At 53.3% G+C, this 24,993-nt stretch carries 21 protein-coding genes, 1 tRNA gene and 1 pseudogene; 11 read left to right on the top strand and 12 right to left on the bottom strand.

The features are described 5' to 3' along the window. Positions 1-4: 4 nt before the first annotated feature. From ACR0L3_RS12835 to ACR0L3_RS12820, 4 genes are all read right to left on the bottom strand, one after another. Positions 5-430: a GlcG/HbpS family heme-binding protein gene (locus ACR0L3_RS12835; RefSeq protein ID WP_480746132.1), complete on the bottom strand. Its 426-nt coding sequence runs from the start codon at positions 428-430 to the stop codon at positions 5-7. A 19-nt stretch (positions 431-449) separates the two neighbouring features. Next, a complete protein-coding gene (locus tag ACR0L3_RS12830; RefSeq protein WP_480746131.1) occupies positions 450-1,736 on the bottom strand; it encodes a TRAP transporter large permease in 1,287 nt (428 codons plus the stop codon). A gap of 2 nt (positions 1,737-1,738) precedes the next feature. Beyond that, positions 1,739-2,272, bottom strand: coding sequence for a TRAP transporter small permease (locus tag ACR0L3_RS12825; RefSeq protein WP_480746130.1), 534 nt, complete (start codon positions 2,270-2,272; stop codon positions 1,739-1,741). A 74-nt stretch (positions 2,273-2,346) separates the two neighbouring features. Beyond that, positions 2,347-3,321 carry a TRAP transporter substrate-binding protein gene (locus tag ACR0L3_RS12820; protein WP_480746129.1) on the bottom strand — a complete coding sequence of 325 codons (975 nt, stop codon included), beginning with the start codon at positions 3,319-3,321 and terminating at the stop codon, positions 2,347-2,349. 321 nt (positions 3,322-3,642) lie between these two features. Here ACR0L3_RS12820 and ACR0L3_RS12815 point away from each other — a divergent pair, with 321 nt between their 5' ends. Together ACR0L3_RS12815 and ACR0L3_RS12810 are read left to right on the top strand one after the other, a co-directional pair. Beyond that, positions 3,643-4,311, top strand: a complete 669-nt coding sequence (locus ACR0L3_RS12815; protein ID WP_480746128.1) for a GntR family transcriptional regulator — start codon at positions 3,643-3,645, stop codon at positions 4,309-4,311. 549 nt (positions 4,312-4,860) lie between these two features. After that, positions 4,861-5,448, top strand: coding sequence for a GNAT family N-acetyltransferase (locus ACR0L3_RS12810; RefSeq protein ID WP_480746127.1), 588 nt, complete (start codon positions 4,861-4,863; stop codon positions 5,446-5,448). A 203-nt stretch (positions 5,449-5,651) separates the two neighbouring features. Here the strand turns inward: ACR0L3_RS12810 and ACR0L3_RS12805 are convergent, their stop codons facing one another. Next, positions 5,652-6,590, bottom strand: a complete 939-nt coding sequence (locus ACR0L3_RS12805; protein WP_480746126.1) for an AraC family transcriptional regulator — start codon at positions 6,588-6,590, stop codon at positions 5,652-5,654. Between the two features lie 184 nt (positions 6,591-6,774). Here ACR0L3_RS12805 and ACR0L3_RS12800 point away from each other — a divergent pair, with 184 nt between their 5' ends. Beyond that, on the top strand, positions 6,775-7,677 hold the full coding sequence (locus ACR0L3_RS12800; protein WP_480746125.1) for an SDR family oxidoreductase: 903 nt from the start codon (positions 6,775-6,777) through the stop codon (positions 7,675-7,677). 293 nt (positions 7,678-7,970) lie between these two features. On the opposite strand, the gene ACR0L3_RS12795 is transcribed toward ACR0L3_RS12800, so the two are convergent. Further along, positions 7,971-9,365, bottom strand: a complete 1,395-nt coding sequence (locus tag ACR0L3_RS12795) for an alpha/beta fold hydrolase (RefSeq protein WP_480746124.1) — start codon at positions 9,363-9,365, stop codon at positions 7,971-7,973. Between the two features lie 282 nt (positions 9,366-9,647). Continuing rightward, entirely contained in the window at positions 9,648-10,283 is a 636-nt protein-coding gene (locus ACR0L3_RS12790) for a class I SAM-dependent DNA methyltransferase (protein WP_480746123.1), read from the bottom strand. A gap of 167 nt (positions 10,284-10,450) precedes the next feature. Between ACR0L3_RS12790 and ACR0L3_RS12785 the strand changes: the two genes are divergently transcribed. Beyond that, entirely contained in the window at positions 10,451-11,098 is a 648-nt protein-coding gene (locus tag ACR0L3_RS12785; protein WP_480746122.1) for a TetR/AcrR family transcriptional regulator, read from the top strand. A gap of 330 nt (positions 11,099-11,428) precedes the next feature. Here the strand turns inward: ACR0L3_RS12785 and ACR0L3_RS12780 are convergent, their stop codons facing one another. Then, positions 11,429-12,586: a tyrosine-type recombinase/integrase gene (locus tag ACR0L3_RS12780; RefSeq protein WP_480746121.1), complete on the bottom strand. Its 1,158-nt coding sequence runs from the start codon at positions 12,584-12,586 to the stop codon at positions 11,429-11,431. Positions 12,587-12,904: 318 nt separating this feature from the next. Here ACR0L3_RS12780 and ACR0L3_RS12775 point away from each other — a divergent pair. After that, positions 12,905-12,989, top strand: a tRNA-Leu gene (locus ACR0L3_RS12775). A gap of 226 nt (positions 12,990-13,215) precedes the next feature. Here ACR0L3_RS12775 and ACR0L3_RS12770 read toward each other — a convergent pair. Next, positions 13,216-13,713, bottom strand: a complete 498-nt coding sequence (locus tag ACR0L3_RS12770) for a hypothetical protein (RefSeq protein ID WP_480746120.1) — start codon at positions 13,711-13,713, stop codon at positions 13,216-13,218. After that, a complete protein-coding gene (locus tag ACR0L3_RS12765) occupies positions 13,706-14,470 on the bottom strand; it encodes a LuxR C-terminal-related transcriptional regulator (RefSeq protein ID WP_480746119.1) in 765 nt (254 codons plus the stop codon). The genes ACR0L3_RS12770 and ACR0L3_RS12765 overlap by 8 nt, the downstream gene beginning before the upstream one ends. A gap of 599 nt (positions 14,471-15,069) precedes the next feature. Between ACR0L3_RS12765 and ACR0L3_RS12760 the strand changes: the two genes are divergently transcribed. The 5 genes from ACR0L3_RS12760 to ACR0L3_RS12740 all read left to right on the top strand — a co-directional run bounded on the left by ACR0L3_RS12760 (position 15,070) and on the right by ACR0L3_RS12740 (position 23,427). Continuing rightward, a complete protein-coding gene (locus tag ACR0L3_RS12760) occupies positions 15,070-17,271 on the top strand; it encodes a hypothetical protein (RefSeq protein ID WP_480746118.1) in 2,202 nt (733 codons plus the stop codon). A 127-nt stretch (positions 17,272-17,398) separates the two neighbouring features. Next, positions 17,399-19,339, top strand: coding sequence for a type I secretion protein (locus tag ACR0L3_RS12755; protein WP_480746117.1), 1,941 nt, complete (start codon positions 17,399-17,401; stop codon positions 19,337-19,339). A gap of 248 nt (positions 19,340-19,587) precedes the next feature. Continuing rightward, a complete protein-coding gene (locus ACR0L3_RS12750; RefSeq protein ID WP_480746116.1) occupies positions 19,588-21,606 on the top strand; it encodes a type I secretion system permease/ATPase in 2,019 nt (672 codons plus the stop codon). A gap of 11 nt (positions 21,607-21,617) precedes the next feature. Further along, positions 21,618-22,970: an HlyD family type I secretion periplasmic adaptor subunit gene (locus tag ACR0L3_RS12745; RefSeq protein ID WP_480746115.1), complete on the top strand. Its 1,353-nt coding sequence runs from the start codon at positions 21,618-21,620 to the stop codon at positions 22,968-22,970. 79 nt (positions 22,971-23,049) lie between these two features. Beyond that, positions 23,050-23,427: a rhodanese-like domain-containing protein gene (locus ACR0L3_RS12740; RefSeq protein ID WP_480746114.1), complete on the top strand. Its 378-nt coding sequence runs from the start codon at positions 23,050-23,052 to the stop codon at positions 23,425-23,427. On the opposite strand, the gene ACR0L3_RS12735 is transcribed toward ACR0L3_RS12740, so the two are convergent. Further along, on the bottom strand, positions 23,424-24,182 hold the full coding sequence (locus ACR0L3_RS12735) for an alpha/beta fold hydrolase (RefSeq protein WP_480746113.1): 759 nt from the start codon (positions 24,180-24,182) through the stop codon (positions 23,424-23,426). The two genes, ACR0L3_RS12740 and ACR0L3_RS12735, sit on opposite strands and share 4 nt — an antisense overlap. Before the next feature lie 91 nt (positions 24,183-24,273). Here ACR0L3_RS12735 and ACR0L3_RS12730 point away from each other — a divergent pair, with 91 nt between their 5' ends. Beyond that, positions 24,274-24,648, top strand: a complete 375-nt coding sequence (locus ACR0L3_RS12730; RefSeq protein ID WP_480746112.1) for a hypothetical protein — start codon at positions 24,274-24,276, stop codon at positions 24,646-24,648. Between the two features lie 64 nt (positions 24,649-24,712). On the opposite strand, the pseudogene glyA reads toward ACR0L3_RS12730, so the two are convergent. Next, positions 24,713-24,993, bottom strand: a pseudogene (gene glyA / locus ACR0L3_RS12725) (serine hydroxymethyltransferase); the annotation flags it as partial.

Raw genomic sequence — 24,993 nt, 5'->3', positions numbered from 1 at the left:
TCTGTCACGTGGGCATGTTTTCGCACGCAGCAACGCCCGCTTTCGCCACTTCAAGGTCTTGCTCAGGTGATCCGGAACTCACGCCGATGCCACCAACTACAACACCGCCTGATGTGACCGGCAAACCGCCCGCAACAGCAACCATCCGTCCGCCTAAAGCGGACGAGATTCCATGCGCGGGCATGCCAGGTTGGTTAACCTCGGCCAAAGCATCGGTGCCTTTCTGGATCCCGGTTGCGGTAAAGCTTTTGTCAATCGCCAGTTGAATGCTGGTTATCTTACTGCCGTCCATCCGCTCAAAGGCGATGAGGTTGCCGCTTTCATCGGTTACAGCGATGCACATTGGCACGCCGATCCGATGTGCCTTGGCGCGCGCGCCTCCGATCAGCCTCTGGGCGTCGCTTATGTCCAGTCTCTTGATTGTCAACATGGGCTGCGCACTCCGCTGGTTATTGGTCAATCACAAAGTTTGGCAAAGTCAGGGAAATCGCCGGTATGAAGGTGATGAGCATGAGCGCTGCCAAGATCGCCAGGTAGAACGGCCAAATCGTTCTTACAGCTTTCTCCATAGGCAGCTTGCCGACCGCGCATCCCACGAAAAGGCAGGTGCCCACTGGCGGCGTGCATAGTCCCAAACCAAGGTTCACCAAAAGGATCATGCCAAATTGCACCGGGTCGATGCCGAGCATGTTCATGACCGGAAGGAAGATCGGTGTACAGATCAGGATCAGTGCTGCCATGTCCATGATCATGCCCAAAAGCAGCAGAACGGCATTGATCATCAGCAGGATGAGGATCGGGTTTTCGGTGATGCCCAAAAGGAATTCGACAGTTTTGGTGGGCACGCGATTGAATGTGAGCATGTAGGCAAAGGCAGCTGCACAGGCGATCAGAATCATGACCATCGAGGTGGTGCGCACGGAAGATATTACCGCCTCCTTGAAACCCTCCCAACTGAGGCTTCGGTAGACGACAAGTGTCACGATGAAGGCATACATTGCCCCAAAGGCACCGGACTCGGTCACGGTAAAGATCCCAGAAAGAACTCCGCCAACGATTATCACCGCTGTCAACAATCCGGGGATCGAGCCGACAAAAGCGATGGCCAGTGCCGTCCAACCAGGGAATTGTTCGGCCCTGTAGCCGCGTTTGACCGCCACGACATAGGCTGCAATCGCGAGGCAGCAGCACATCAGCACGCCAGGCACTACACCGGCCAGAAACAACTTGGAGATCGACACCGCTCCACCTGTGGCCAGCGCGAAGATGATCATGTTGTGGCTGGGCGGAATGATGATCCCAGCAATAGAGGAGGTCACCGTGACGTTTACAGCGTAGTCGGCGTCATACCCTTTGTCTTTCATCACCGGAACAAGGATTGATCCAAGCGCTGAAATGTCCGCGATGGCAGATCCGGAGATGCCCCCAAAAAGCATCGATGAAAACACGTTGACGATCCCCAGGCCGCCGCGAACCGCGCCGACCGCGGCCTGAGCGAATTTGACAAGTCGCATGGCGATCCCACCATGAAACATAAGCTCGCCCGCAAAGATGAAGAACGGGATAGCCATCAGAGAAAAGACGTTGACCCCCGAAACGATCCTTTGAAACCCCACAAAAAGCGGCAGACCTTCGTACCAGAACGCTGCCAAAGCAGAGATGCCTAGGGCAAAGGCCACCGGCGTGCCTATTATGACGCACAGGGCAAAAACCCCAAGAAGAAGCATCAGTCCCATGATTAGCCCTGGTCTATATTGTCTTGGCGCTCATCCCTGCCAAGAAACAGGCGGATGAGGTGACCGACAGAAAAGAGAATTAAGAGCGCGCCGCAAATCGTCAACGGTAGCGAGCGCAGACCTTCGGACCACTGGATCAAAGGTATAAGCGTGTTCCATTTGAACTTGGTCAACTCGATCCCGTACCAGAACATCATCGCGCCAAACCCGGCCATCAGAACGTCCGAGACAATGACAAAAAGCGTGCGCACTGGTGTCGGGACGATGTTGCGAAAGATCACCACGGATAGATGTGTGTGATTATGCACCCCGGCGGCTGCACCCAAGAACGCAATGACCATCACCAGAAGCAGCGAGACTTGCTCGACCCACGTGGGAGTGTTGTTCAGCACATAACGTCCAAAGACTAACCAAGCGAATATCGCGGTCATGCAAACAAGCGCGATCCCCGCGATAAGGACACAAGCTCGCGAAAGAAAATCGAAGGCTCTGTCCATTGGTCGCAAAAACGCCGGTGCTTTTCTATACTCGCTCATTTGCCCCCCTGCTGATAAAGCTTCCGGCTGCCATAGTGGGAGCCGGTCGCTCGTTTTTGAATGATCAGACCAGCTTATTCGGTGGCTTTCGCCATATCGACTAAGGCCTGCATGTCAGGGTTTGCCGCCAAATAATCGGCATAAACCGCATCCATTGCCGCCTGGAACGGCGCTTTGTCAGCGATTTCGTTTACGGCGATCCCGGCGGCTTCCACGTCCTTGCGCGCCTGCTCGGAGCCAATCGCCCACAGCTCGCGCTGAACAAGGGCTGCTTCTTGCGCAGCCCCGCGGACAGCTTCCTGCAATTCAGGAGACAACGCGTTGAACTTGGCGGTGTTCACGCAAATGCATTCAGGTATGATCAGATGCTCAGACAGCGAATAGTGGGTGGTCACTTCGTAGTGGCCAACGTTCTTGAACGAGGGGAAGTTGTTTTCAGCACCGTCCACAACGCCTGTCTTCAACGCCTGCTGTACTTCGGCAAATGCCATTGGGGACGGGTTGCCGCCCATGGCCGAAATCATCGAAGTATAAAGATCATTGTTCATCACACGGATCTTCAGACCTTCAACATCCGCCGGTGTGTTGATCGGCTTCTGGCTGTAGAAGGACCGCGCGCCCGCATCAAACCAGGCAAGAGGCAAAACGCCCGCTTCACCCATCGCGTCCGCAACGGTTTGGCCCGCTTCACCTTCCATGACACGGAACATGTGCGGCACGCTCTTGAAGATAAACGGCAAGGACACCAGGTTCGCCTCCTTGACCATCGGCCCAATGGGGCCAAGGTTAAAGTTGCCGATCTCAATGGCACCGATGCGCACTTGCTCCAACGCGTCAGGCTGCGAGCCCAGAACACCGCCGTGGAACACGTCGATGGTGATTTCGCCACCCGTGGCCGCATCGACCAACTCCGCGAATTTGTCCATGGCTGCAGTGTTAGGGTGGCCGTCGTTGTGAATGTTCCAGGCGCGCCAGCTCTCCGCGGACGCCGAAGTTGCGATGACAGCAACCGCGGTGGCAGCTGCAAATAGCGATTTCGTAAAAGTCATGGGTTCTCCTCCCCGTTGAATTTTGGACAGGACCTGGCTTTTCGAAGATTGGGAGTTCGATAGAAGCAACGCTTCCTGCTTCCTCCCAGAGCCGGAATCACTGTCCCTTTATCGAGTACTAGTATCCAAGTTTTGTCAACAGTAGTCGCCTAGTATCCCAGTTGACTTGACACAGATCCTCTTTGGACTTTTCATAGCTGCAGAGATCGGTTCCGATTTGCGCCCTTGGAACAGGGTTGTATTTTGGAGTAGTTTCAGATGTTTAGAGGCGCTATGGCAGGCCTCGACTTGCCGATGCCATTGTGATGCGAGAGAGAATTCGTGGAAGATATAGTCAGACGAACCACAACCGACGCGGTCTATGAAAAACTGCATGACGAAATAATCTCGCTTGAAATTCTTCCCGGCACAAAGCTGTCGGAGTCCGAAGTCGCGCGCCGATTTGGCGTCTCGCGTCAACCCGTCAGAAATGCGTTCACACGACTTGGCAATGACGATCTGTTGTTGATCAGGCCGCAAAAAGCAACCGAAGTCCGCGGATTTTCGATGGAGCGGGTGGAACTCGCCCGATTGGTGCGCCTGGCTGTTGAACTGGAGATCATTTACCGCGCGGTGGGCGTTTGGGATGCATCCTGCCAAGCTCAATTGGCCGAGAACATACGCTTGCAGGAACAGGCCATCGAGAGCGGTGATCTGACGGCATTCCACGCGCTGGATTATGATTTTCACAAGCTGATTTATGTTCTTAGTGGCAATCCTTCGGCCTTCGAAGTCATGCTTGACTGCAAACAAAAGGTGGATCGCCTCTGCCTTTTGAGCCTCGAAAAATCCAGCGAAGCCACGTCAATTTTGGCAGACCATCGCACGATCTCTGAAAGTTTAGCATCAAGAGATCTTGGCGCAGCTCAGGCCGCGATCCGGTCGCATCTGTCGCGACTGGATGAGACGATTGAGTTTATTCATGAGACCCATCCGAACTTTTTCGAATGATTGTTTTTTGAAAGTTCGCGGACATTACGAGCTTTGGCAGACGCAGCGCGGTATCTGATCGTACTTTGACCGCCAGTTTGGTGCCTTTGGTGTCAAGTCCTCTCCGGCTTTCAGTAATCCACCGACCTCGCAGACCAAGCTGAGTTCGATTTTCTGAAGGCTCTTTGAGGCATACTTCAACTTGTACCTTCTCCCGCTTATCTGCGTCAGGTTCTAGTAGATTGAAGTATCGACCAGCACATTCCTTTAGAAGCGAGCTTTGCCTTGGCCCGTGAATAGTCAAAAAGCACAACAGATATTTTGAACGACCGCTTCCATCCGGAAAGAGGGGTATTCTGCATCCGCGTCGAATGCTGTCTTCCTCCTTATGTGCCTTTCTCCCCGTCTCGAAGTGTGCAAAGCGGAGCATGGCCCATGGAAGTCGAACGTCTGCTCCGTTCGCGAAGCAGACGCTCAATCAAATTTTCCGAACGACCGTTCCGAGCCCAAACCTACCAAAGCTTGACAGTGTAGCGAACGTCCGGTTTCAGTCGCGGTGGGAGGGATAGGATGCAATTGGAGTTCGAAAGCGAAAGACTTGGTTTTCGCCCCCTGACAACCGATGATCTTGATCTGGAAATTTCACTTTGGACAGATATCGAAGTCACCCGATACATCACTGGCGAGACCTCATCAGTCGACGAAATCGAGAAATTGATGCCTGCAGTGACTCAACGGGGTGGAGGCGGTGCCGTTGGACTTTGGTGCATAACTGAACGGTCAATCCAAGAGAAGATTGGGCACGCTGCGCTGTTGCCGCTGCCTGTAGAAGCGGAAGACACTGAGTTTGAGCTTCTTGAAAGTAATGACTGGCCAGATCGAGACATCGAGATTGGCTTTGTTTTCAAGCGAGAGTTTTGGGGACTTGGTTATGCAACAGAAGCATGTACTCGGTTGCTTGAGTTCTTCTTTTCGGAAACCAATTTGAATGCTGTATTTGCGACAACGGATTCTGAGAACCTCGCCTCTCAGAGTGTTCTCAGGAAATCTGGGATGCGTGACATCGGGCTGATACCAGCTTTCGCAGGCAAGTATCCCGGCTTCAGGCTGACGCGGGAAATTTGGGAGGTCGAGAACGACACAAACGAGTTACGATAAGCTGAGACGGACAGGCGTTGAGATTTTGTTCACTCCTCACTCCGGAAACTAGATTGGTCAAGCCTAATGGCAGCAAAGTCCGCACAGCGGTCATTGATGCACTACGCGGCAAAAGACTACGTTGAGCCCAAGTTGCCCAATGTTGAGATTTTTTTGAATGACCGCTATCGGTGATAGTTGTCACATCCTATTTCTCCAACGCATCAGTTCAAAACAGTGTCCGAACTACCGTTGGAACGCTCTTTCACAAACTGACGTGGGGGGCGACCCATCACTCTTTTAAAAGCCGTGTTGAATGCGTTTTCGGACTTATATCCGAAGGCATCAGCGACGGTCGCGATGGTGCATCGGGATGACAGGAGTTGGTCGCTTGCTTTGATCATTCGAAGAACGGCAAGATATTCCATGGGACTTTGCCCCGCGGCTTCTTGGAAGCGCCTCGCAAAGACTGATCTCGACATAGTTGCGACTTCAGCCAATTCGCCCAGTGTCCATTTCTTGCCGGGATCACTGTGCATTGCAGTCAGCGCCAACGCTAAGCGTGCATCAGCGAGCGCCTTAAGCCAGCTCAGTTGGGTATCCTTCTCCGCATGATGATGACGTAGGGTCTGGATCAAGACCACGTGCGAGAGGTGATGAGCAACCAAGGCACTACCCGGACGAGCATCAGCTAGCTCTTCCAGGATCAATCCTACTGAGTGAACCAGATGGGCGGCGATCTCTTCTTGCGCCGGAATAACCATAATCGACGGCAGCATCGAAATGAGCCTGAATGCGTGAGCTTGAGAAACCGTAAAACGGCAGCTTGCAATCATTGTGCTCCCGCCACCGTTGATAACCGCTGGCTCCATTGAAAGTGGCGCTGTCAGAAGCTGCTCTGCGGGTTCGGTTTCAACAGAAGGATCGGTCTTGATCGCAAAAGGACGACCCGTCGGTAGGATAAAAAAGTCGCCTTCCCTAACCAGAACGGATTCTTTGCGGCCCTCAACAGACACCCAAGCATCACCAGAAATCATGGCGTTGCATTTCAGAGCACCCGCCTGATCGGGAAAGCCAATCGCAGAGGGATGCCCAATATCCAAAAGGCCTGCGAGATGGCTCTGAGGCTTCAAGATGGAGAGAATGTCAGAAAGAGGGTCCATGTGATCTCTGCCGTTTTGGTTCGTGTCTGAACCCTATCTAATTTAGTCATGGTCGCCAATCGGTCGGGACGATTGCGAAGATAATCGAGACATTCACTTATTGTTTGATTCAGCCTCGCAGATATTTTGTCTGACGAAAAGCCTGAGCCGCTACGCAGGCTTCAACACGTCATAGGAGATATCAATGCGCGTTTTTGTAACCGGAGCCACCGGCTATGTCGGGTCTGCCGTCGTCCGCGAATTATTGGATCACGACCACTCGGTCATCGGGTTGGCTCGCTCAGAATCCTCAGCCGAGGCTTTGAAGAAAGCCGGTGCTGAGGCACATCACGGCGATCTTGAGGATCTGGACAGCTTGCGCTCAGGCGCAGCTAAGGCAGATGCTGTGATCCACCTTGGTTTTAACCACGACTTCTCGAAATTTGCAGAGAACTGCGCTCATGATGCCGAAGTGGTCCGCGCCATTGGGAACGAATTGGCAGGCTCTGACCGGCTTTTCCTTGCGACATCCGGCACAGCGATACTGACGCCAGGTGTTAAGTCCCAGGAAACAGATCTTGCTCCGACTGGCGACATGGTAAACCCCCGCGTAGCGACTGAACATGCTGGCGCGGAAATGGCGCAAAAAGGTGTGAAGATTGCTGCTGTGCGTCTCGCTCCTTCGGTACACGGCGCAGGCGATCACGGCTTTGTCCGAATGCTGGCGGATTTCGCAACGCAAAATGATGAATGCGCTTACATTGACGAAGGGCAGAACCGTTGGTGCGCAGTGCATCGCTTGGATGCGGCACGGCTTTATCGACTGGCCCTGGAGCGCAACGAAGGCGGTGTTCACTACCACGGAGTTGCCGAAGAAGGCGTACCTTTCAAGGATATCGCCGAGGCCTTAGGTCGCAGTCTGGAGCTGCCAGTCTCGTCCAAAACCGGCGACGATGCGCAAGCCTATTTCGACTGGTTCCACTTCCTGGCTGCATCAGACAGCCCGGCATCGAGCAAATGGACCCGAGAGATCCTGAACTGGTCCCCATCAGAGCCAAGTCTGATTGCAGACATTGATGCTGGACTCTACCGTTCGTCGAAAGACTAAGGAGGAAAAGGATAGGCAGACATGGGATAGGGGCGTGGGTGCCTGTCGGCGCATAATTCTGGAAGCTGTCATTCGCGCGCTTGGTGCGAGTGACAGCTATGTCCGCATAGCAGCCGTTCAACCGACTGCAGTAAATGACTGGATAAGAGCCCAAGCGGTCTCTCGTCTTGCGAAACCCCTGTAGCCTGACTGCATTTATCGCAACTCTATGTTCCATTACTCTGGCGAAGTACTCTTGTAGCATTTGTTTTGAGAGATATAGCTCCAGACCCGAAGGCACTTGGAGCAACAATTCAGCTGTGTTCAGCCAAGAAAGCCAAGGCGTCCCTCTCAAAACGTGGCCATTCCGGGTCGTTGTCCGGGATGGTATGGTTCGAGCTTTCGTAGGCAATAAACTTCGCGTTGGGTAATCCCTTTGCAAACAATCGTCCTTGTTCGACCGGTTGCATCCTGTCACTGGTCCCATGACAAACGAGGCACGGCACCTCGACCTTGGACAATATCGGTGAGATATCGATGTTATCAATCACGCCGCGATACCGCCCCATGTTTTCGGGTGAGATCATCTTGCGCATATCTTCCGCATATTGCCGCCGTTCTTCTTGGCTCGCGCCCGGCACAATGATTTGCGCCATTAAATCTCGCAGAGACGGATAATCATCGTCCCACCCGGCAGTCATCATTTGCTTAATTGCGTTGGCGCGTTCTACATCTTTTTGTGACGTTCTTTTTGCCCGACCAATGGGGAACCCACCAATCATTACGATTGCCGACACGCGGTCAGGTCGGCGCGCTGCGAAGGCGGCTGCCACTGCTGACCCCTGTGATATCGCAAGGATCGGCGCGCGCTTGATACCCGCTGCGTCGAAAACGGTTTCCAAGTCATCAACGAACCGTTCGAACGTGCATGTTTCGGCGTTCCAGTCAGATAAACCGTTGAGCCTGGCATCAAAACGGACCAAACGATGTCGTTGAGCGATGGAAGTGTAAATTGGAGCTTTCCCCGGGTTGCGCCAGTCAAGCTCCAAGTGTCCAATCCAACTTGGCGCCTTTACGACCGGAGGACCGTCTCCAACTGAGCTCCAGGCCAGACTAATGTTGTCGTCAGTTTTGCAAAAACGAATTTCCTGTGTTTTGGCGAAGTTAGCGCGCGATTTGGACACATGTTCATCGGTGAAGTTGATCGACAACACTTCGATCGGCTGTTCAATGCCTTTGAACGTGTGTAGCCCTTCTCGGCGCAAACGTTTGGCATAATCCGCTCCGGCAAGATCACAAATTACCTTTGAGGCCAGAATGCCCCCGGGTTCAGCTGCCGATTGGAGCCGCGCAGCGATGTTGACTCCATCTCCGAAGATATCGTCGCCATCGACGGTGACGTCGCCGACGTGCAAACCCGCTCTAAGCTGGATACGTTCCGGAACCAGATAGTGATGGTCTGGATCTCTTAGCTCGGTTTGAATCGCAATTGCCGCTTCTAAAGCGTTCCCTGCTGACGGAAATTCAATCAATGCTCCATCGCCCAACAGCTTGACCACCCTGCCAGATTTTTGTTCAACGATCGGCGTAACCAAATCGCGGTACAAGGTGTTCAGTGTTTTGAGAAGTAGCTTGGAGCCGCCCTGCATCATCCGACTGAAGCCGACGACATCCAGAGACATAATTGCAGCAAGGCGACGTTGGCTCATGGTTACTTCTCGCAAGTTGGCTCGAAGACACTACCACTTTCATAGATTGTTAGAACCGGCAACTTGCCTAATACCTGTGAACGTGCGGTGGAAAGATCGGTAGCTAAGGTCTCGAATTGTCGGAAGACCGCGGAGGCGATCATTCAAAAGGTATGCCTATCCGTTTTCGTGGAGAACGGCGGGTTTGTCCGCATAGCAGACACTTGTCGGGAACGGCTGCGAGCCCGAAGCTGCCGTTAAAACTCTTTTTTGCGAAACCCGACAACTACAGCCAGAACGTAACTAACTTGTCACCTGATAGACGAAAATTCGGGCGATCACATGAGGTTCGCTGATTGTAAAAGGTCGAAAAGGACCGCTCTTCTCCGAAAGCTTCCAAAATCCGTCGGCTTCGAGGCCGTCCATTTTCTCGCGAAAGCCATGATTTTCGTAAATATCTTCCCGGACGTTAAAGACGATGTAGCCGCCTGATTTCACGACCCGGATCAATTCATCAAAACTGGAATGCGGGGCATGACCTTCGGTGAAAACGCCACTGACGATAGCACCGGAAAAAGCATTCGATGCAAAGTCTAGTGGCTGACCCATAACCATCCTGCGCAGGTTAGAAAAAACACCTGTTTCACGCGCCTTATCGAGCATTGCATTTGACAGGTCGATCCCAACTAGATCGCGATAACCCAGAATGTGGAGGTTTTCAGAGGCCAGACCTGTTCCGCACCCAGCATCGAGGACATTCCCGCCGGTGGGAACCCATCGCGCAAAGAAGGCCGTTGCCAGAACCGGAAGCCGAAATCCCATTGCCGCGTTGTCCAGATCATATGTCTTTGCCCAGTCATCGTACTTCGTTTCAAGCGCCTCGTTTCCGCGAGCCGCGAATACCGACGACAAGTTGTTGCTGGCTTCCTGACCGGGCATTGTTCTCTCCTAAATGTTGTCGAACAGCGGCTCGCGTCGAACCTCGCTTTCTTACAAAGGGCCAGAGAGTGATTGGTCTCGTCTAGTTCACCGATGGTGCAGTAGACCATTCGCCGTCCAAAACACATAATGCCACTTCACATGCGCGTCGCTCAGGGGCTCAGACGATGAAATACCAAACCAGGACCACGGGATCTTCGAAAAAAGATCAAATACTTGATGCGGCAGAACGCGCAATTCTTCAGAAGGGCGTTTCAGCAACGACTATCGAGGAATTGATCGCCGAAGTGGGCGTTTCAAAGAACGGGTTTTTCTATCATTTCCAAGATAAGACCCAGATGATTGAGGCCATTCTGGACCGCAACTATGAGATTGACAAAACGTGGTTCTCGGACCTGATCAGTAAGTCACAAGAAGTCGGCAAAGACCCGCTTGAGCAGTTTCTTACGTTTTTGGAATTACTTGCCGAAGAAATGAGTGGCATGCCTGACGGGCATCCTGGGTGTATGACGACCGCGTGTTGTTATCAGGACCGCCTTCTGAACAATAGCGTCCGGCAAGTCGCATCTGACATTCTGCTTCAGTGGCGTAAAATTTTGTTGGAGCAGTTGAACAGGATCGCAGCAAGTCACCCGGAGAGCTTCGATATCGATTTGGAGGAATTAGCGGATATGTTGCCAGCTCTGATTGATGGCTCGATCATTTTTTCTAGGGTTGTCGCGGATCAATCGGTCCTACCTCGTCAAATTCGATTGTACCGTCAGATTATCAAAAACACGTTCAAATGTGCTGAGTTCCAAAAGTTACAGACATAGAATTGCAGCGTTTAGCCGAATAAAATCCAACGTCTGTTTCGTCCGCGAAGTGGTCGTTCATGCGAACTGCTGCGGATGATCGCGTTGAGCCCTAAGCAGACCTTTGTAGCATCTACAAGGCGCACCCCTTCTAGCAACACCAATTTGCATTCGGCAAGTTACTGTAACGCAGTTTTGGTCGGGATGCGCCTGTTGAGGAAGTCGGTAACTGACGCCTGTAATGCAGATTTGGTTAGCCTGATAACAGTGGGTTTTTTGAAGCGTACACAGATAGAGCGCTCTCGCGTAAAGGAGCGAGTGCACTTCCGGAAGCTAGAACGCCGTCCAGGACTATTGTTGGGGTTCTGATCGTAGTTTTTCTTGAGTCAGCAAAAGATTTGACCACTCATTGAGCAGTGATCTACGCTGCTCCAATAGGTCGGAGCGCTGATAGGCACGTTGCACCGCACCACCAACACGGTGATCGAGCGACGTCTCCGCAAGCGTCCAATCCTGTCCCGTCTCGGCAGCCCAATCGCGAAACGATGAACGGAACCCGTGTGGCCGGTAGACGAGCCCTCGGCGCTGCATGACCTTCGTCATGGCCATATCGCTGATCGGCTGACCTCGCAGCGCGCAGAACAGGAAACCATCTCTGGCGAAAGGTCTGATCGCTTCGACGACGCGCTGCGCTTCCTCCGATAGAGGGATGCGGAACTCTTGGCCGCCTTTCATGTTCTCGGCGGGTATGGTCCACGTGTCGCCATCGAACTGATCGACGTGTGCGAGGCGTACAGGCGTCGACCGACTGGCAGTCAGGATCAGCAACCGCAGTGCAAGCTCCGCCGTCTGCGGCCTCAGTGAGGCGTAGAAGGCGGCAACGTCTCTCCATGGCATTGCAGGTATGTGCTTCACCTTATGCCCCTGAGAGCCGAGGAGGACGCGCGCATTCGGCACCACAGTCGTGTCGACCTCGCCGGGAAACTTGGCGGCAGCGTGGCGCATGGTGATGCCGAGGCGGTTCAGAGCCTTGGATGCTGCGCTCGTCTTGGTGCGCCAGATCGGAGCCAGAGCGTCGCGCACCTCGATGGCGGTCAGCTTGGTGACATCCTTCTTGCCTAGCTTCGGTATGATGTGGACTTTCACCGGTGACATCCAGCGGCCAGCATTCCCGTCATCCTTGAGATCACCCCGGATCGCCTCGAATGCTTCCTCGACCAGTTCCTCGACCGTGCGGCCACCCTTGGCTCGCTCCTTCATCGGATCGCGACCTCGGTGCTTGTTGATTGCCAACTCGTCGCGCCGGTCTCGTGCTTCCCTGAGCGTCAACACCTCGACGGTGCCGAGGGACATCTCGCGTCGCTTCTTATTTTCGTCGGTATAGCGGTAGAACCACGAGCGGCTTGAACCCGTCACATACAGGTACAATCCGCGTCCATCTGAGTGACGACCATCCGGCAGCTTCATCACTTGTGCCGCTTTTAGCTTACCCGCCGTTTTACCCGCCATTCTTAACCTATATACTCTGTGGTGTCCTGTGGTATTGAGAGGTGTAATTGAAGGTAAACCACAAATATTACAAGGCTTTTTGTGAAATGGTGTGTTACAAGGTGTCAGGTGTTCGGTGCTGTGTGGGGGCACCACTTGTCCAGCGCTAACTTAGTATTTTCAATACTCAGTGCCAGGCCATCCCCCTTGTTCATGCAACCGGTTGGATTGCTAAGCACACGCAGTTTCAAATTGGAAATTCCAACTTAACGGCTTTTCAATTAGTTCGGTTAGCAGTAAGAGGTTCAGACGTCACCCGCTTGGCAAGTTTGGTGGCATGCGGATGTGGCGAAACTGGTAAACGCAAGGGACTTAAAATCCCTCGCCTTAGGGCTTGCGGGTTCGATCCCCGCCATCCGCACCACGTTTAAAAACAATAAGTTGCAGGGTCGTTCCGATACGTCCCGAATAGCTCGAAGTGTTTTACTCACACAGCTAAATCACACTTTCCTGTTCTGCACTTGTTTTGTTTTCGTCTCAGAATCTACGTGTTTGGCCGAATTGAATGCCCCACATTGCTTCTAGCCATACGGTTGGGTCGGAGGCGCAGGATTCAGCAAACAGAGACTGTCCTTTTTGACCCTTGGTATTCAGATCGGAAACCCCAATTGGCCTATAAGTCGCCAGATATCTCGGTTCGCAGAAGACAATTCTGCCACGATGCTCTCGATATCCTGAATGGCTTGTTCATCGACGGTATCTTCACGTCCAAGTTTTATATCAGTCTTCCTGTCAGCTATGCGCATAAGAATTGTTTTTGGATTTCCGCTTTCAGTATCGAACGAGTAAATGCAGTGATTATACTTGTTTCGGATTGACGACAGTTTGCTTAGCCGTTGGGTGAGTTCCAATATCGGATCCCGGATTTCAGGTTTACGTCCTTCCATTTTGGCGAGACGTTCCACAAGATCAATTCGGGCACGCGTTGTGTTCAAAGTTAGAAAGATGATGACAGCGACATCTTTTTTCGTGTCGCTGAGGCCGGCAATAAGGTGGATCAACAAGCTTTCGGTATTGGTCCACATGTAATTTAGCTTGCCGACCAACAGGATCAGTCGATCAAACCGGGTTTCCAAGGTTTCAACCATCTGCCTGGCCGTGGATTTCTCCCGAAGTCACCTCAAAATAAAACTGGGCAGCTGCAGTTCTGTTGCTTACGCCGATTTTACCCGCGATGTTATGCATGTGCAGCTTTACAGTGTGTTCGGTTATGCCCAGGTTCGAAGCAATGACTTTATTGCTCTGACCTTTTGACACGAGGCTCAGCACCTGCTTTTCCCGCCGTGTCAGCCGAGAGAAAACGGGATGGGGTTCTTTTGGTTTAGGCTGCTCAGCAATTTTTCTCGTCAGGCTGGGGGCGTCGTTTGAGCCGTTCGGTAGTGACACGCAGTCGGCCAGAAAACTTGGCAAATAAAGTTCTTCATGCATTAGAAGGCGTAAAACGGATCTCCAGACGTCCGGTGCCACGTTCATAGGGAGATAGCCAATGTCTCCGAATTGCCCCCGGTCCCAGCTTTCGAACAAATGGCGGGCCGCGTCGTCTTTACGATATGCGAAGGCCAGGCATCCGGACCCCGCCTCACCGGTATAAACGTTTGGGCGGTTTAGCAGATCATCCAGCATGATTTGGTCTACGACAACCACTTTGCCAGCGGGCGTACCAAGCGGACCACCAGCTTTCAAACTTGCGATGTCGTCAAATCGATGTGCCGCGACGCCGAACTCTGTTTCGACGCTGCGAAGTGTCTGGTTTGAGAAGAAGAGTTCCTTACCAATGAAATTGATCGAGAAATCTTCAGTGCAAACATTTTCTTGGGCAATACTATCCTGCAAAGGATTGGTCATCACTACCCCCTTGAAACCACGCCGCAATATTTTGGGCGAACTCGTCGAAGCTTCGGGACTTAACTGTCAGTAAATTGATATAAAATAAGGCGTTATTATACCTGAAAGTCTAAAAATCATCAACAATCAGATTAACTATAACTAAACAGACTAACACTTTTGTATAGGTTTATTAATGATCTTCATTTTAAAGTCGAAGAAAATTAGGGGCTTAAGTGAGTATAGGTTTACTTGCCGTTTCGAATTGCAAAATTGGGGCAATTTTAAGGCAAATGGATTACTTATCTTTTAAAAATAACCCCATAAGGCGTCTAGTGCTTTAGGGCAGCTATTCAGAACACTTTCCTGCTGCAACCATGAACGAGCTTCAATTTGGGAAGCTTTGTTCCTGACTTGGCTGCGATTCGCGAATTTGCGCGAGTTTCAATATCGCAGCCACAGCATCGGCTTGGCCGAGGAAGGGAGGTGCAGCGTCACGACACATGGAAGTCGCACACGTGCGGATTATCCGCATGGATGTTTGAAGTTTTGTTTGAGCCGCGCCGGTAACCGTTTTGCAGATGAATAACGGTCAGGCGCTCTAAAAATGGAAAATTGATATGAGACGCAATGTAAACAATACCCACGTAACGACCGTTGACGAAATTCTAGTAGAAAACCTGGATGCTGATGTAACCACTGACATTCAAGTGGACGAAGCCTTTGTCGAGGCCGACCTGAACGCTCAAGAACAAGAGCAGGCTCAGGACGTCGAAAACTCAGCAAACAACTCGGACTCACAGGATCAGGGCCAAGGCCAAGATCAGGCGCAAGATCAGGGCCAAGGCCAAGATCAGGCTCAAGATCAGGGGCAAGGCCAAGATCAGAACCAACAAAACCATAATGGTGGTGACGACAGCAACGACAATTCCAACAGTAACGCTGTGAACATCGACTTTGGTGGTGGCGAATGGATTCCGCGTGATGACGATCAGGTCGATCTGGATCTAGGCGACGATGCGAGCATGGGCGACGTGGTCGTCGCTGGTCGGGATCTTGACTATGACCCCGGCGATGACATCAACATCTCGTTGGACGGTGCCGGAACCGGTATGGTTGCTGTCAACAATCAGATCGCTGATCTTGAGGATAACGACAACCTCGGTAATGCCGAAGTTGGAAACTATGGAGACTTCCAGCAGAACGGCGACGCCAATGGTGGTGAAGCCTATGCCCAGGAAGGTATCGGATCATCTGCGGATGGTGCGAGCTCTGGTATGGGCGGCGACAGCCGTGGTGGCGATGGCTTTGGTGGTAAAACCATCGGAAGCGATGCCCACGGTGATAGCGGTGATACCGGCAGTGCAGACGCACGCGCCAAAGGCGGATCGGGTGGAGACACTGGTGATGCGGACAATGAAAGCACCGGCAAAGCCAAGTCAAAGTCTGAAGCAGATGGCCAGAGCGAAGGCGGCTACGGTGGCGAAGCTGGCAGTGACTCGGGTGCTGACAACGCGACTGATTCCAATAGCGACGCGGACAACACCGCAGGTGACGGTGGCTACGCGGACTCGTTTGCGGAAGGCACTGGTAAAGCCAAAGCAGAAAGCGATTCAGATGCTGACGCCGATGGCGGCGACAATGAATCCGCTTCCAAGGCCAAGGGCTACGGCGAAACCGACAACGACGCTGACTCGTCTGGTGCAGACGGTGGTGACGGTGATGCGAGTGCTGACGGCAGCGCAGACAACAGCAGTGACAACAACACTGATGCCAGCGATAACGATGCTGGTGACAACACTGCTGATGGTTCGGGAACCGCTGATTCCAACAACGACACTTCGGCAGCCGGTGGTGACGGTGAAGGTGGTTTCTCACGTCTCGTAGAAGAAGCTATTGCGCGTCTTCAGCAGGAAATCGCGGAAGGTGGACCTGGCAGCTCTGAAGTGGGCACCGGCGATAACAGAGCCGAAAATGGTTCTGATACGTCCACGGCGGGTGACGGCAACGGCGGTGACGGCAATGCCGGAGACGCTGCTGCTAATGCTGATGGTCAAGGTGTTGGTGATCAGTCTGCCTCTGGCCCGGATGTCGACCAGACTTCTGGCGATGTTGCAGGTGCAGCCGACAACGCAACGGACGCAGCAGCCGATGGCGGTGCTGGCGGTACAAACACTGCGAACGGAACCGGTAACGGAACAGGTACTGGTAGTTCGGCAGCCGATGGTGCTGGTGGTGCTGGTGGTACCGGCTCTGCAGCGTCCGACGCTTCCGCTGACGGCTCTGGCACGGCGGATTCTGGTGCCAATGGTGGTGGCGGCGGTGCCGGCGCCTTGGACTCGGTATTCGAATCCAATGGTTCCGCAGATAGTTTGGCCGAAGCGATTGCCGGATACGGTGGCGCATCAGCTTCTGACAATGACTCGGACTCGTCTGCAACGGGTGAAGCCACTGGTACATCAACCAGCGGTGCTGGCGGTGCAGGTGCTGCTGGATCAGCAGCAGGTGGCGCGAGTGGTCAGTCGACCGTCGACGTAGCATCCGGTGACAGCATGGGTGGTGCCGCTACGGGCGGTAGCTCGGCCGGTGCATACTCTGGTGACGGCGGTGCCGGCGGAGACGGTGGAACCTGGGGCTCCAACAACGGCGGTGACGGCATCATCAATGGTGAATCCTATGCGTCTGCAGCCGCAGTTGTCGATACTTCGGCGTTTAACCAGTCGATCGTAATGGGTGCCAATGTCCTTGGAAACTCTGTCGATACGACAATGGTTGGTGGTTCGATGACTTCCAGCTACGCCAGCGACGACACAGAAGTGTAACTAGAACCAGAGCCCGCGCATGCGGGCTCTGTTTTCATTCAAGAAAACGCCGAGGCCGCGAAAAAGCGGCCTCGGCCCAACTTAACCCAAACCGGAAATTTCAGCCGGAACGGGGAAGGGAGCCGATATGTCGCTCGACAGTATTACGGAACAAATTGCGCATTTTATTGGGGCATTTGAGATTACAACCGAGCAGGCGCGATTGCGTGATCAGTACGAAGAATTTACAGCTCTCAGGCGCAAAGCCGAGCTTGAGGATCTAGACGATCCAACCCGTATTCAGATCAAAGCTGACCTCAAGTTGGACCCGGGCAAACACGACCCACTTCCGTTTAAATTTGCCGAGCCACAGGGTGTAGTGCCTCCTCAAGATCCGCTGCCGGTTTTATTTAAGCTTGGGGAAGTCATCTCTGGTACCGCGGTTGAACCCGATTTCCAAATTCCGGAAGCTCCGCCTTTCAGCGGCTTCGGTCAGCTGACCATAGTCCTGGAGCCAGAGTACATTCAGGAACTGATTGGTTCAGCGGTCACATACACATTCCAGACAATAATTTTAAATGATAACGATACTATTGGCGAAGGCGACTTCCGTGATGTTGAAGCGTTGATGGAAAAGGCCGAAGGGTTGCTTGACCTCGCGTTGTCTTTGCATGGAATCCTGATCCCATCCATACACATCGAAGACTATCAGTCTGGCGAGGCTGTCGAAGAACTGATTGACCAGATTCAGTCGCCCATAACCATTGAGGTTGCTGGGGCCACAGTGCATCAGTTCCACGGCGACGAAGCAACCGGCATAATCGTCAATGGCGAATATGTCGATGAAATGCCCGAGTATGAAGACCTTCTGCCTGCCCATCTCAGGCCGGAAGAGGAAAACGAAGAAGGCGAGGACGACACGCCCGATCTTTATCCTGTTGAGTGGAACCGGCCCGATGAACCAGAGTTTCAAGAGGGCCACTCTGCCACCGCAGGTGGTAACCTGGCGATCAATGAGGTGAACCTAACCGTTAGCTGGGTTGACGCGCCCAACATCGTGGTCGGTGGGGACGTGATGAATCTGGCCGCCATAAGCCAAGTCGCTGTTGTCAGGGATATCGACGAAGGTTTGCAGAGCAACACTCATGTAATCCAGGCTTCGGAAGTTGATGTCGAGGCCAAAACGGCGCCCTGGATGAAACACAATATCGCCGCCGAACCCGATCAAGACCCTATCGTCACAATTGACTGGATTCCTGGTGACGTGCTTGTGACAAATTTTATTAAGCAAGTCATAGACACGACGGATATCGATCAGATTTTCACGGAAATAACAGCTGATTCAAGTGCTTACACGTTGGGCGAGAATATCATGACCAACGTGACCAACATCCTGCAGTCCGGCAATTTCTATGACATGATCATTGTCGGCGGTGACATGGTATCACTTGATGTCGTGAACCAGACGATTGCGTTCTCGGACAACGACGTGGTTCACGGTGCGCACGCGACAGATGAGGATCATAACCTGGTTATGAACGAAGTGTCGCTGAAGACTACCGGTGAAGATACCCACGAAAAGCTGACCGATAATTTGGCCAGCACTGTTGGCATGCAAGAAGTGGATGCCGAGGCTCTGGAAGATGCGCTGCTTAACGATCCTTTGTTTGCAGGAACAGAGCTGCTCCGAGTTCTCAAGATTGAGGGTGACTTGCTTCAGGTCAACATCATCGAACAGGTCACCAAGATGCTGGACGACGACGACATCTACGTCGAAACGCCCGGCGGAGAGACGGTATCTGCATTGGGCGGCGGCAATGCCGTTCTAAATACGGCCAGCGTGAACAAACTTGGCATCGACTCAGTGATCATGGCGCAAGAAGAAGCTTATCCGGACCTGATGCTGCATCAGGCCAGCCTGATCGACAACCTGGAAGAAGAAAACACTGAACTTGTCAACGAAGCTATAGCGATCCTGATGGAAGAAATGGATGCAACGGGTGACGCCAACGATGTGAACGGTGGCGCCAATCTTACGACTTCTGAAATGGCTTCTGCCGACGATGGCCTACAAACGATGCTAGCGTGACTACCTGATTTTTTTACGAGTGACCTGAAAGTTTTGACATGTCGATTGAATTTCCGTCGCGTCCAAGACGATACCCCAGTCCATTGGATCGAAATGGTGGGGCTTCTTCAGAGACGCCAATTGCAAGTAATGCTGAAAAGAAGTCAAAGAAAGCGCTTAGGTTACGCTTGAGTGAAGACTTACGCATACATGATTCACAGGATGTGAAACCGGCAGTCGCACAATGCAACGCGAAGGCTGGAAAGTCCGTGAACGAAAAATCTGCTCGTCACGATGAAAAGGAACAGCAACCGCGCGCCGGTTCTCCCTCCCGGCGCAAGCAGCCGCAGCCTACCGAAGATGAAGACCAACAGGGCCGCGCTGCTGGGGTGGCCGATGCCGAAAGCCCCGATCAGGAACCCGTCGACAAAACAAGCGACCGCACACCCCCTGCGTCGCGCGGGAATGACGGTGATCGCATAGGCACCACGATCGAGGCCAAGGCGAATGAACCATTGCTGCGCAGTACTTCTGGTGGCGGCGATGGGAATGGGCCACCCCGAACTTTTCACAAGCGAACGCCACCTGAAGATTTTCAGAAAACGCTACGCACTTCGTTGCGGGCAATTTACCGCAATCTGGCCTTTGTGCTGGTTTTGACCTGTGCAACAAACATTTTGATCCTGGCGATCCCGATTTATCTGTTTCAGATCAGTGACCGCGTATTGACCAGCCGATCTCTGGATACCCTCATCATGCTTACAGCCATCGTGGCCGGTGCGGTGATTTTTCAATCGGCATTTGACGCCGTGCGACGGTTCATGCTGATGCGCACGGCTGTTGAAGTAGCCGCGCGTCTCGGCGCGCCGGTCCTCAGCGCGGCCGCTCACGCTTCGCTGCATGGCACAGGGCGCGAGTATCAGACGTTGGGCGATCTTCAACAGGTGCGGGGTTTTTTGGTTTCAGGCACGTTGATCTCCTTCTTGGATGTGCCTTTCGCGCCGTTGTTTATCCTGATGATCTTTCTCGTGCACCCACAGCTTGGAACGATTGTGATCGTCACAGCGCTTCTGCTGGTGACGATTGCGTTTATCAACCAACGCATGACAGCGAAACCTTTTGCCAAGGCAAACAAGGCGCAGTCGCTTGCAAACCAACATCTGGATTCCATGTCGCGTAACAGTCAGATCATCAACGCTTTGGCGATGATCCCCGAGGCTGTGCGCATCTGGGGCCACGACACCGCGCAATCTTTGACTTGGCAAGTACGCGCTCAGGACCGCAACGTGGTCTTTGCCGCGATTTCCCGCGCTGTGCGTCTGCTGACTCAGATTGCCATTCTGGGGTGGGGGGCATATTTGGCGCTGCAAGGTGAAATAACCGGCGGCATGGTTATTGCAGCTTCGATAATTGCGGGCCGAGCCTTTGCTCCAATTGAGGGATCGATTGAAGGGTGGAACAGCTTCTTACTGACGCGTGCGGCCTATGGCCGGATTAATCAATTGTTGTCCAGCTCGGCGCTGCAATTTGAAAAGCTGCGCTTGCCACGCCCCGAAGGCCGCGTGGATGTCGAGCGGCTTTTATATGTACCCGGTGGTACCAAGCGCGTTGTGTTGAACGGGATCAGTTTCTCGCTTAACCCGGGCGAAACACTTGCGATCATTGGGAATTCTGGCGCAGGTAAAACTACGCTGGGTAAAACATTAGTCGGGTCGATCCTGCCTACATCGGGTAGCGTGCGTCTGGATTTAATGGATATCCGGAACTGGGATCCGCGCCAGTTTGGCGAAAGCATCGGCTACCTACCTCAAGATGTTCAACTTTTCCCTGGAACGATAAAGGATAATATCGGCCGGATGCGTTCGGATGCGACGGATGAACAGATACACGATGCCGCTGTTCTTGCCGACGTGCACAACATGATCGCAACCCTGCCGCAAGGCTATGAGACCGTCGTGGCTGCTGATGGTTCACCTTTGTCCGGAGGTCAGAAGCAGCGCATCGCGCTTGCTCGGGCGTTCTTTGGTAATCCGCGCATGGTTGTTCTGGACGAGCCGAATTCGAACCTCGACGTGGCCGGTGACAAAGCGTTGGCCCGAGCGATTGAGCAGGCCAAAGAAAGCAAAATCACCGTGGTGGTCATCACGCAGAAGCCTACGCTGTTGAACGTAGTTGATAAAATTATGCTGCTGACGGATGGGCGGGTGGCACTGTTTGGTCAGCGCGAACAGGTTCTGCAACAACTGAACGCGCCGCGCGGTTCCACGCCCGGCATCCAAAACCAGTAAAGGGGTGCGTTATGAATGAACTTGTTCCCGTCAATAACGATCCCAAAGACCCAGACGTCTGGTACGCCGAAGTTCCGCGTTCGATAAATCGTCTGGTTGTTGTCGGAATGATCCTGTTGGTGGTTTGTTTCGGTGGATTTGGCGTCTGGTCTTTCAGTGCGCCACTGGCCGCTGCCGTCATCGCGCAGGGCAGCTTTGTCGCCACCGGTCGCAACAAGATCGTGCAGCACTTGGAAGGCGGCATCATTCAGGACATCAAAGTTGTCGAAGGTCAGTCCGTCAAACAGGGCCAAGTGTTAATGACGCTGGACCAGACGTCGGCCGAAGCCAATGAGCGAGAGTTGTTCATCCGACAGGTTCGATTGCAAGCAATGTCCGAGCGTTTGAACGCAGAATACGGGGAACTGCAAAAGCTTGAGTTTTCACCTAACCTACTAGCCAAGGCAGACGACACCGAGGTTATGACCATTCTGGACGGCCAGAAGATCAGTTTCGACCTGTCTCGTAAGACTTTGTTGAATGACATCGCTCTGCTTGAAAGCAATATGGAGGCCCTGAAAATTCGCTCTAGCGGTTTCGAAGCACAGCTTGAGAGCATGGTGCGGCGTTCAGAAATCCTGCAAGAGGAATACGATACCAAGCAGGTTCTTTTCGAAAAGGGACTGGTCCGCAAAGGCGACTTGAACACGATCCGTCGAGTGCAGACCGAGGCCGAAGGACAACAGGCACGTCTTCGGGCTGAAGCCTCTGAAATTAGCCAGATGCTTCTAAAATATGAAGAACAGATATCTCGTACCCGGGCGGCTTATCGCGAGGCTGCGCTGGACGAACTGGGTGTTATCGAAGCGGATTTGGAAAGTGTTCGTGAAAAAGCGCGGCAGGCACGCAGTGTTTTGGACCGCGCCGTTGTACGTGCTCCGGTGTCGGGAACAGTGGTGCGGTTGCACTATCATACACCCGGTGGTGTAATCGAAACAGGCGAGCACATTGCCGAGATTTTGCCTGCAGATGCCCCGCTGATTATCGAAGCGCAAATTCCGCGTACTGAAATTGACAGCGTTGTGACCGGACAAGATGCGACCGTGCGACTAATCGCGCTGAACCAGCGAACAACGCCGGTTCTGAACGGTCAGGTGTTTTATCTGTCGGCTGACGCTCTGGTCGAGGATTCAACAGGTACGCCGCAAGAGGTGTACTTGGCGCGTATCTCCCTTGAGCTTGAAGAGATTGAGCGTGTTCGCGGCTTTATCCCGACCCCGGGTATGCCTGCCGAAATCATGATCCAGACCGAAGAACGGACGTTCGCGTCGTATATCGCCAAGCCAGTCACAGACAGTATGTCGCGTGCGTTCCGCGAACATTGACTCGGCTGGATCGACGGCCGGTCTACACCTTCCATTTTTTGCATGTTAACCTTCTGTAAAAATCAGCAGAGGATCGCTTATGCCATTAACTGTTAAAGATATGATGGAAGCCGCAAACGCAGTCGTCAAACGCGTAGACATTGCTTTTGCCCAAGAGGTCTTGGGGCAGGGCGGTTTGCTGCTGGATGTACGCGATGCGGTTGAGTTACAGCAAACGGGTCGGGCCAATGGTGCCCATCATATTCCGCGTAGCATGTTGGAGTTCAGGGCCGATGACTCCTTGAAATCTCATGACGCCGAGCTTCAAAAAGATCGTCCAATTGTCCTGTATTGCGCAGCTGGCGGTCGCGCTGCATTGGCGGGTAAGCTGCTGAAGGATATGGGATATCAGGAGGTTTACAACCTTGGGGGATTGTCCGATTGGGTAAATTCTGGCGGTGAGGTGTCTAAGCCTTAGGCGTTCAGGAACGCACGGACAGCTGCTTCAAACTCTCGAGGTTTTTCAGCATGCAACCAATGTCCTGCGCCAGGTATCTTGGCAAATTTGGCAGCTGGGAACCGAGCGCGGATTAGGTCACGGTGTTCGGGCAGAACATAGTCGGACTCGGCACCTGATAAAAACAGGGTTGGACCGGCCCAGCTTGTTTCCAGTTCAGGGAAGCCCATGATCTTCGGCATCTCGGCGGCCAGCACGTCGAGGTTCAGCAACCATCGTTGCCCTTTCACATCCAGAGATTGCGTGAAAAAGCTCTGTAGTGAAGGCTCGACGCCTAATTTCGCCAATTGCTCTGACGCGTCCGAACGCCGCTCGACCTTGGACAGATCAACGGCGCGCATGGCCTCAATGAACTGGATTTGACTATGGCTGTAGCTAACAGGCGCAATGTCGGCTACGACCAACTTGTGCAACAGCTCTCCATGTTGCAATGCCAGCATCATCGCCGCCTTGCCGCCCATAGAGTGCCCTACCAAATCGGCTTTGCCCCCGAAATGGTCGATAACCTCAGCTAGATCGTTAGCGAGGTCCGGATAGCTGTGCTGTTCCGTCCACATGCTGTAGGCGTGGTTGCGCATATCGACTGCGATTACCTGCCGCTCATCTGACAGCCGCCGGGCAATCACCCCCCAATTCCGTGCCGATCCGTAAAGACCATGCGCGATCAGCAAAGGAGGGTTCGTGGTACGTTCGCCATGTATGATCGTATTCAGCATGCGGCTGTGATACCTGCGGTAAACAGAAACAGCCAGCCCCATTGTCGCCCTCTTTCCGGGCGGTTAGATTGGCGGCCTTGGAGGCCTTGTCATGACCGAAAATTCTGATGTCCAAAGCCAAATTGCGCACACTCTGCAGATGATGCGGAAAAAGCTCGGCGTGCGGGACAAGACACTGACAGCGTCGGTCAGAAAGGCCAAGCGGCAGCTGCCCCGACGGATTTACAAACAGGCGCTGCTACTGGCAAATGCCGAACAAATGGCGGCTCATCCCAAATTGCGTCTGGTCCTGGATACGTCGGCATTGGCGCATGCGTCGGAGGAGGTACAGAACCATCTGAGCGGAATCAACTTGGCTGATCGACGTTGGGGTTGGTTTCTGAGCTTTCTAGGGTCGCTGGCCTTGGGTTTCCTTGCCCTTTCGGCGCTGGCGTTGATCGTTCTGCGCTGGCGCGGCTTTATCTAATTACAACTGGTCAAAGAAAACGGCGCCCAAAGGACGCCGTTCAAATCACTATAAGCAGTGGGGCTTACAGGTTCGGATAGATAGGGAATTTGGCGCAGAGGTCTGCGACCTGTGCTTTGACCTTTGCTTCGACGGCGCCGTTGTTGTCTTCGCCATTAGCGGCCAGCCCGTCGACCACCTCGATGATCCAGTCGGCGATCTGGCGGAACTCGACCTCGCCAAAGCCGCGGGTGGTACCGGCGGGTGAGCCCAGACGGATACCGCTGGTGATGGTCGGTTTTTCCGGATCAAACGGCACGCCGTTCTTGTTGCAGGTGATATGCGCGCGGCCCAGAGCCTTTTCAG

The sequence above is a fragment of the Ruegeria sp. CK1 genome, from assembly GCF_056536545.1.
Note: the sequence above shows the minus strand (reverse complement) of the source record. Positions and strands in the feature narration are given on the sequence as shown.

Coding starts and splice junctions, on each gene's coding strand:
- ACR0L3_RS12785 (WP_480746122.1), top strand. CDS start 10,451: ATGAAATACCAAACCAGGACCACGGGATCTTCGAAAAAAGATCAAATA.
- ACR0L3_RS12795 (WP_480746124.1), bottom strand. CDS start 9,365: ATGAGCCAACGTCGCCTTGCTGCAATTATGTCTCTGGATGTCGTCGGC.
- ACR0L3_RS12790 (WP_480746123.1), bottom strand. CDS start 10,283: ATGCCCGGTCAGGAAGCCAGCAACAACTTGTCGTCGGTATTCGCGGCT.
- ACR0L3_RS12755 (WP_480746117.1), top strand. CDS start 17,399: ATGTCGCTCGACAGTATTACGGAACAAATTGCGCATTTTATTGGGGCA.
- ACR0L3_RS12820 (WP_480746129.1), bottom strand. CDS start 3,321: ATGACTTTTACGAAATCGCTATTTGCAGCTGCCACCGCGGTTGCTGTC.
- ACR0L3_RS12835 (WP_480746132.1), bottom strand. CDS start 430: ATGTTGACAATCAAGAGACTGGACATAAGCGACGCCCAGAGGCTGATC.
- ACR0L3_RS12825 (WP_480746130.1), bottom strand. CDS start 2,272: ATGAGCGAGTATAGAAAAGCACCGGCGTTTTTGCGACCAATGGACAGA.
- ACR0L3_RS12780 (WP_480746121.1), bottom strand. CDS start 12,586: ATGGCGGGTAAAACGGCGGGTAAGCTAAAAGCGGCACAAGTGATGAAG.
- ACR0L3_RS12745 (WP_480746115.1), top strand. CDS start 21,618: ATGAATGAACTTGTTCCCGTCAATAACGATCCCAAAGACCCAGACGTC.
- ACR0L3_RS12830 (WP_480746131.1), bottom strand. CDS start 1,736: ATGGGACTGATGCTTCTTCTTGGGGTTTTTGCCCTGTGCGTCATAATA.
- ACR0L3_RS12800 (WP_480746125.1), top strand. CDS start 6,775: ATGCGCGTTTTTGTAACCGGAGCCACCGGCTATGTCGGGTCTGCCGTC.
- ACR0L3_RS12810 (WP_480746127.1), top strand. CDS start 4,861: ATGCAATTGGAGTTCGAAAGCGAAAGACTTGGTTTTCGCCCCCTGACA.
- ACR0L3_RS12805 (WP_480746126.1), bottom strand. CDS start 6,590: ATGGACCCTCTTTCTGACATTCTCTCCATCTTGAAGCCTCAGAGCCAT.
- ACR0L3_RS12765 (WP_480746119.1), bottom strand. CDS start 14,470: ATGACCAATCCTTTGCAGGATAGTATTGCCCAAGAAAATGTTTGCACT.
- ACR0L3_RS12740 (WP_480746114.1), top strand. CDS start 23,050: ATGCCATTAACTGTTAAAGATATGATGGAAGCCGCAAACGCAGTCGTC.
- ACR0L3_RS12730 (WP_480746112.1), top strand. CDS start 24,274: ATGACCGAAAATTCTGATGTCCAAAGCCAAATTGCGCACACTCTGCAG.
- ACR0L3_RS12770 (WP_480746120.1), bottom strand. CDS start 13,713: ATGGTTGAAACCTTGGAAACCCGGTTTGATCGACTGATCCTGTTGGTC.
- ACR0L3_RS12735 (WP_480746113.1), bottom strand. CDS start 24,182: ATGCTGAATACGATCATACATGGCGAACGTACCACGAACCCTCCTTTG.
- ACR0L3_RS12760 (WP_480746118.1), top strand. CDS start 15,070: ATGAGACGCAATGTAAACAATACCCACGTAACGACCGTTGACGAAATT.